The organism is Mesorhizobium sp. M1E.F.Ca.ET.063.01.1.1 (assembly GCF_003998155.1).
Lineage (GTDB): Bacteria > Pseudomonadota > Alphaproteobacteria > Rhizobiales > Rhizobiaceae > Mesorhizobium.
In genome coordinates, this window is the sequence record NZ_RZSC01000316.1 from 1 (window position 1) to 6,557 (window position 6,557).

Below are 6,557 nucleotides of genomic sequence, written 5' to 3' on the forward strand. Positions count from 1 at the left end.
ATCTTCCTCGACAGGCTGTCGAGGGGCGCGCTGCAGCGCAGCCGGGCACCCGGCAGTGCCGTCGCAGGCCGATGACGATGGTCCCGAACATCGGACCGCCGATCAGAGGCAAGCGTCACGGCGGCGACCGATCAATGCCTCGCTTTCAGAAATCGGGCTTCTCGCAGAAGCGAATGGCGGTCGTGCCCGACCTCCTTTATCAGCTTACAGGCTTCAGCCTCCGAGATTCCTGCTTTTTCTTTCAACAGGGCGACCAACTGTTTGTCATCAGTTCGGACTTGAGAACCATCTCGGACTTGAGAACCATCTCCGACGTGTTCTCTCATATGCCATCCTCCTGGAACCAAATCGGGAGGGCACGCTGAACGTTTCATCAAATGTCGGTGTCTGAGCGCGAAATGCCTGCGGCTACCGCCATCAGAGCCAATGACAGGCGGAACGATTTTCCACGTTTGCGCTTTCTGGGTGCATGGCTCCGATACCGCCAGTCGAACCGCCCCTGCTTTCTGAAGGTAGCCCCGACCGCGCCCTCAACTGCGAGGTCGCCCTTGAGCCCGCGTTTCAGGCATTGGTGAAGGCCTCCGTTGTTAAAGGCTGGTCGGCGCAGGAAGTCGCGGAAACGCTGCTCAAACTTGCAACAGAACATGCAGAAACGATTATGGGGCGGCAAAGAGTGGCCGCGCGATTATACCGTTGGCGCGTCAGCAGCTTGGTAGATATGTACGTTAGCCAATTTCTTGGCAGATTTAGGTGAATGGCCCGGCGAGAGCGCGCCCCAAATGCGCGTCGTAAAAGGCGCTGCGCGGACGCCTCAGACACAATTCAGAAACACTCCAGAAAAACTTCAGAAATCATTCGAGCGTAGAATTGACCGGAGAGGGTCGATCATCGGCTGCAGCACTGCGGCACCTTGTTCGGATTGGCGACAAGCGATGCAAAGGTTCTCGATCACCCTGATAAGTGCGTTGCTCGGTATTTCGCTCGTCACCGGCCCGGTTGAGGCCGGCGGGGCAAAGGTTACGACGACCCGCGCCGAGCGCTGCGCCAATCTCAGCCGCCAGGTTGACGAAGCCCTCGAAACCCATGCTGCGGCAACGCAGGTCACCGCGGCGAAAGCACTGCAAAGGAAGGGAAACCGGTTCTGCGCCAACAAGAAGGAGGCGCAGGGAATCCGGACGCTCGCAAAAGCCCTGAAGCTGCTTGGCGTGACACCGGCCGATCCCGATGCAGTGACACCCAAAACCGACCTGCATAGCAAGGAGAAAAAACCATGAAAAAGTCCCTCCTCTCCGCCCTCGGCCTCGCCGTTGCGCTCGCTTTCTCCATGCCGGTCCCCGGCAACGCAGCAGCGACGACGACCGCCGCTCCGGCAGCCACCGCTCCGGCGAAGGCTGCACCGAAGAAGGTTGCCACCAAGAAGGTCTGCAAGCCGACCAAGAAGCACAAGTGCCCGGTGAAGCACAAGAAGCACACTGCGAAGGCTGCGGCGGCCAAAACAGCAGCGCCCAAAACAAGCTATTGAGCTTCGCCGTGTTGTGAAAAGGCCGTTCCATCTGCACTCACCTGGGACGACCTTTTTTCTGTCGTGACTGAGGTGGCTGGCCCAGTGGTCCAGTAGCCTCTCTCGGGCCGGAGGCGAGCTTGGCCGGTCCTGCGATCCCGGTCATGGCGCCACCGGCCAGCATAGCGCCTCCCTCGACAGGACAGTCCACCCCTGCCACGCTGCCCGCATGGAGAATCTTGGCCCGACCGAACTCAAGCTGATGCAGGGCCTGGCCCAGGAGGTGACGGCATTGCGGCCGGAGCTGCTGAACGGCGACGCGACCGTCGGTGAGCTGGCCTGGGTCTGGGCCAAGGATTTCGACGCGCTCAACCCTTCCTGGCGGCACCGGCTGTGGTTCACCGACGGCCGGCTGGCCGCGTGGGGCTGGGCGCATCTGCCTTACCGGATCCCGCGCGGCGACGGCACATTCCGAGAGAGCAAGACGGCCAACCTGCTTTGGCAGGCGCATCCGGGCCGCGCGGCGCTGCTTGCCGAAATCCTGGACTGGTATGACGATGTCGCGGGCGGCGTCGACCGGCTGCTGACGGTGCAGTCCGCGGACGCCCAGGCGCAGGCAATCGTCGGCGCGCATGGCTATGCCTTCGACGCCGAAGCCGGTTCGGACAACGGCTCCTGGGTGCAATTCAATACAAGGGAGTTGACGGACGTGCCGTACCCAGTGCTGCCCGAGGGGTTCCGGTTTCTTACCGCCGGAGACGTCGCGGCGGCGGACGCGGTCAAGGCGCATCGGGACGCGTGGCATCTGTCCGCCTTCACCGAGCATGCGTACGAACGGGTGCGGCGGACCTGGCCGTATCGGGCCGACCTGCATGTGCTGGTCGCCGCGCCCGACGGCACGCTGGCCGCGACCGCGATCATCTGGCTGGACGAGGCGACGCAAACCGCCGAATTCGAGCCCGTCGGCACGCACCGGGATTTTCGGCGACGCGGGCTCGGCACCGCGCTGCAGCTCCACGGCATGCATCTGGCGAGGCGCGCCGGAGCGAGGCAGATGCTGGTCGCCTGCCTTGGCGCGCCGGCGCACGCCGAGGCCCGCAACATGTATTACGGCGTAGGCTTTCGCCCGATCAGCCGCGACCTGCCGCAGATCAAGGTCGCAAGGTAACGGGCTCTGCATTGCGCCCCCCGGTATCTCACTGATGTCGAACACTGGCCCCTCACTTGCAGCCGGTTGCGACGTGCCAATCCAGCTGCACATGCTATGGAGAATTCAGCACCAAGCGGAGTCGAAACCATGGCCCTGACCAATCGAGACATCGTCGAGCTGACGGCATGGCGCCGCAAGCTGCACCGGCAGCCGGAGATCTCGAACGAAGAGGAGAAGACGGCCAAGGAGGTCGTCGACTTCCTCGCCGACACGGGGCCGGACAAGGTGCTGACCGGATTGGGCGGCCATGGCGTGGCGGCGGTCTATGACAGCGGGCAAGCGGGGCCGACAGTGCTGTTCCGTTCGGAGCTCGACGCGCTGCCGATCCACGAGCTTTCGGGCGTCGAGCATTCATCACAGGTGCCGGGCAAGTCGCATATGTGCGGCCATGACGGGCATACCGCGATCCTCGCCGCGCTCGGCCGCCAGTTCGGGCGCCAGAGGCCGGCGCGCGGCCGCGTCGTTTTGATGTTCCAGCCGGCGGAGGAAACCGGCAATGGCGCTGCCGGCGTCGTCGCCGATCCGTGCTTTTCTGAGATCGCGCCGGACTTCTCCTTCTCGCTGCACAATCTGCCGGGCGTACCGTTCGGCGAAGTGCGCCTCAAAACCGGCGTGGTGAACTGCGCCTCGCGCGGCATGCGCATCATGCTCGAAGGCAAGACCGCGCATTCCTCCATGCCCGAGACCGGCACCTCGCCGATGCTGGCGGTGAGCCAGTTGATGCCGCAGTTGCCGGCGCTCGGGCGCGGCACCTTCGCCGATGACGATTTCGGCATGGTGACCGTCACCCATGCCTCGATGGGTGAAGCCGTGTTCGGCATCGCGCCCGGATATGCCGAGGTGTGGGCGACGCTGCGCACAAGGCACGACGAGCGCATGGCGGAACTGGTCGCCGCCGCCGAGGCGCTGGCCACGAAGATCGCGGCCGAGCATCGCCTTGCCGTGCGCTTCGACTATCACGAAATCTTCGTCGCCAGCGTCAACGCGCCGGATGCGGTGGAGCATCTCAACTGCGCTCTGGATGAGGAAGGTGTTTCGCGCGGCGAGGAATCCCTGCCTATGCGCGCCTCGGAGGATTTCGGCATCTTCGGCCACAATGCCAAATCGGCGATGTTCTTCCTCGGCGCCGGCGAACGCTACCCGGCGCTGCATAATCCGGACTACGACTTTCCGGACGACCTGATCCCGATCGGCTCGAAAATCTTCATGCGTACGGCGCGCAATCTGCTCGGGTGAGTGGCTTGAAGGAATGGCGCGCCAAAATGCGTTCTAAAGCGCGTCGCGATCTTTCAGATTCGCTCCATGCGCTTTAGGTTTTGAGTCTACGCATGTCTTCGTCCCGAAACCGGTTCCCACTTTCGGGAGACATGCTTTAGGCTCGCAGTGGACGGCCCGAGCCCGGGGGGCATTTTGGAATGAAAAGCCCGCCAGCCGAAGCCGGCGGGCAATCGCCCCCTACCCCAAGAAACAGACGCCTTTATCAGGCGTCGGCTGGATGGCCCGCCAATGGATGATCCAGCGTTCCCACACCATGAAGATTACGCCTATCGGGGGACAAGCGCTGTAGCTCAGCCGCAACAGCACAGGGGATTTGCAGGCTCCGCGTCGCGATCCAATGCGTCACGCGCTGCCCCTCCTTGGCGCAGATATTGTTATGCCGGCTCACCGCTTGTATGAGCGGGGATGACCTCGATCTCCCGTCTCGCCGCGCTCGTACTGCTTGCGGCCATCACGTTCGCCACGCTCTCACCTATCCAAATGCGGCCGCATCTGAGTGACGCGAATGTGGAACGCGCCCTGGCCTATGCCCTGTTCGGCCTTGCCCTGGCCTTCGGATTCCGCGCGCGCCTGATGCAAGCAATGCTGTTTGTCTGCGCCGTGGCCGGCGTGTTGGAACTGCTCCAGGCGATCGATCCAGGCCGGCATGCTCGACTGCAAGACGCACTTCTCAAAGCAGCGGCCGGCCTCATAGGGATTGCGCTAGGAAGGCTCATCCTTGCAGCCGCGAAGAGGGCCGCCACACGCCGCAATCCAGGCAACCGCAACCGTCCTATAAGCCCCACTTGATCGAGACACCCACTTGATCGCGACAATTATCGGCCGTGTTCATCCAAGCCGTCGAAATGCGCGTGCATGGCTCGCTGGCCGATATTCGGACTGCCCGGTTCTTCCTCATCGCAGCCGTCTGCTTGTCGGAAGAGGAGTTCTGTGTTTTCTCCGGCAGACTTTAGGAGAGGCTTGAGAATGAGATTCGCAATGGTCGTCGCATTCGCCGCGGCGTTGGCGGGATGTGTGACCTCTCCGGTCGACTATGGAGCGAAGCTTTCGCAGCAGGACCCGAAATGGGCCTCGCCGGAATGCCAACAAGCCCGCATGGCGGCTTCGGACTACGCCGCCCGCGAAAAGGAGCACCCCGGCTGGGGCTTCGGCGTCCTGCTCGGCCCGTACAGCATGGGGATGGTAGCGGCGGTTAAGGAGCACGAGCAGCAGCAGCGACGGCTTCTCGCCCGCCAGATGCATCTGCAGTGCTCAAGCCAGCCACTGCCGAAGGAACTGGATTTCGATCCGGCAATCTACGCGCCAAAGAAGGCGCACTATCCGTAGCGCCCCTGATTTTTACTCCGGCCGCCATTCCCTTGCCGCTTCCATGCCAAATGAATAGGTGAGGATCGCCACGCCGGTTTCGGTAGCGACGTGGCTCGACAGTTTCAGCCTTGAAGGAGGCTGCCCCGTCTCGAATAGGCGCAGGCCTTCGCCCAGAACCAGCGGGTGGATCATCAGCGTCAATTCGTCGACAAGTCCACGCCGCATCAGCGTGCGCAGCAGATTACCGCTGCCGAACATGACGAGCGTCCTGTCATGATTTTGCTTGAGCTCGCGCACCTGCACCTCGCCGGCGAGCAGCGTGGAATTCTCCCAGGCAAGCGCATAGCCCGTGTCACGCGAAACGACGAATTTGCGCGCATCGGTGAGCGCCCTGGTCATCGGACTGGCAGGCCGGCGCACAGCCCAGCCTTCGTAGAGGTCCTCATAGGTCATCCGGCCGGCGAGCAGCGACCATCCGCCGACCATGTAGCTGCCGATGACCTCCTGCATCTTCGGGTCGCTGCCCGGGTTGCCCCAGCCGCCATGTTCGAAGCCGTTTCGGATGTCTTCATCGGCGCGCGCGGGCGCCTGGTACACACCGTCGAGCGTCAGATGCTCGATGGCGACAATCCGTGCCACTCCCGTCACCTTTTCGTCCAAGCGGCAAGCAGCGGCCCTTCGCCGCCATAGACCGGGTCCTTTTCCGGGCGACCTACCCTGGGGATGGTGCGCAGCGCCTCTTCGTGCTGTTCGGCACGCGTGCACAGATCGTATGTGCCGAAGGGCGGATAGGCCCCCACGACCAGCAGATCGGCTGACGAGGACAGGCGCTGGTGGCCAGTGCCGGCCGGCAGGATCGCCACGTCGCCAGCCTTGACGTCAAGCACCTTGCCCTTGTTGCCGCCGAAGCGCACCTCGGCCGTGCCGCGCGCGACGCCCAGCACTTCGTGGATGCGCGAATGGTAATGGACATAAGCGAAGATGCCGTTGCGCCAGCCGTCGCCCCAGCCATTCGTGCTGAAGAGATCCTCGAAGACGGACGCCGGATCTACGCCGTCCGGCAGCGTCACGGCGCCAGGATAGACGAGCATCGGCCAGCGCGGATGGTTGGGCACAAGGCCGTCATCCTGGAAGCGGAAAGTGAGCGGTTCCAGCTGCTCGACAAGTTCCGCAAGTTTCGCCGCTCCTGGCATGCCGTGACCTTTCCGTCCGCCCCTCGCTCAAGGCGGTCGGCTTGCGGATGGACTCGCAAGGCACGGC

9 protein-coding genes are annotated in these 6,557 nt (G+C 63.3%); 7 read left to right on the plus strand and 2 right to left on the minus strand.

The features are described 5' to 3' along the window. The 7 genes from EOA29_RS42285 to EOA29_RS21015 all read left to right on the plus strand — a co-directional run. Positions 1 to 365: hypothetical protein (locus EOA29_RS42285; protein ID WP_210213161.1), on the plus strand; the 365-nt coding region annotated here is incomplete at its 5' end. Positions 366 to 932: 567 nt separating this feature from the next. Beyond that, positions 933 to 1,274, plus strand: a complete 342-nt coding sequence (locus tag EOA29_RS20990; protein WP_126094670.1) for a hypothetical protein — start codon at positions 933 to 935, stop codon at positions 1,272 to 1,274. Further along, positions 1,271 to 1,522, plus strand: coding sequence for a hypothetical protein (locus EOA29_RS20995; protein WP_126094671.1), 252 nt, complete (start codon positions 1,271 to 1,273; stop codon positions 1,520 to 1,522). The genes EOA29_RS20990 and EOA29_RS20995 overlap by 4 nt, the downstream gene beginning before the upstream one ends. A 208-nt stretch (positions 1,523 to 1,730) precedes the next feature. Continuing rightward, a complete protein-coding gene (locus EOA29_RS21000; RefSeq protein WP_127221399.1) occupies positions 1,731 to 2,669 on the plus strand; it encodes a GNAT family N-acetyltransferase in 939 nt (312 codons plus the stop codon). Positions 2,670 to 2,798: 129 nt separating this feature from the next. Continuing rightward, positions 2,799 to 3,947 (plus strand): amidohydrolase, encoded by a 1,149-nt coding sequence (locus tag EOA29_RS21005; RefSeq protein ID WP_127221401.1) that lies wholly within the window; start codon positions 2,799 to 2,801, stop codon positions 3,945 to 3,947. A gap of 447 nt (positions 3,948 to 4,394) precedes the next feature. Further along, a complete protein-coding gene (locus tag EOA29_RS21010; protein ID WP_126094676.1) occupies positions 4,395 to 4,778 on the plus strand; it encodes a VanZ family protein in 384 nt (127 codons plus the stop codon). A 177-nt stretch (positions 4,779 to 4,955) separates the two neighbouring features. Then, a complete protein-coding gene (locus tag EOA29_RS21015; RefSeq protein ID WP_126094677.1) occupies positions 4,956 to 5,315 on the plus strand; it encodes a hypothetical protein in 360 nt (119 codons plus the stop codon). A 12-nt stretch (positions 5,316 to 5,327) separates the two neighbouring features. Here EOA29_RS21015 and EOA29_RS21020 read toward each other — a convergent pair whose 3' ends face one another. Together EOA29_RS21020 and EOA29_RS21025 are read right to left on the minus strand one after the other, a co-directional pair. Continuing rightward, positions 5,328 to 5,936, minus strand: coding sequence for a dihydrofolate reductase family protein (locus EOA29_RS21020; RefSeq protein WP_126094678.1), 609 nt, complete (start codon positions 5,934 to 5,936; stop codon positions 5,328 to 5,330). Between the two features lie 5 nt (positions 5,937 to 5,941). After that, complete coding sequence (locus EOA29_RS21025; protein ID WP_126094679.1) at positions 5,942 to 6,490, minus strand: cupin; 549 nt, start codon at positions 6,488 to 6,490, stop codon at positions 5,942 to 5,944. Positions 6,491 to 6,557 lie beyond the last annotated feature (67 nt).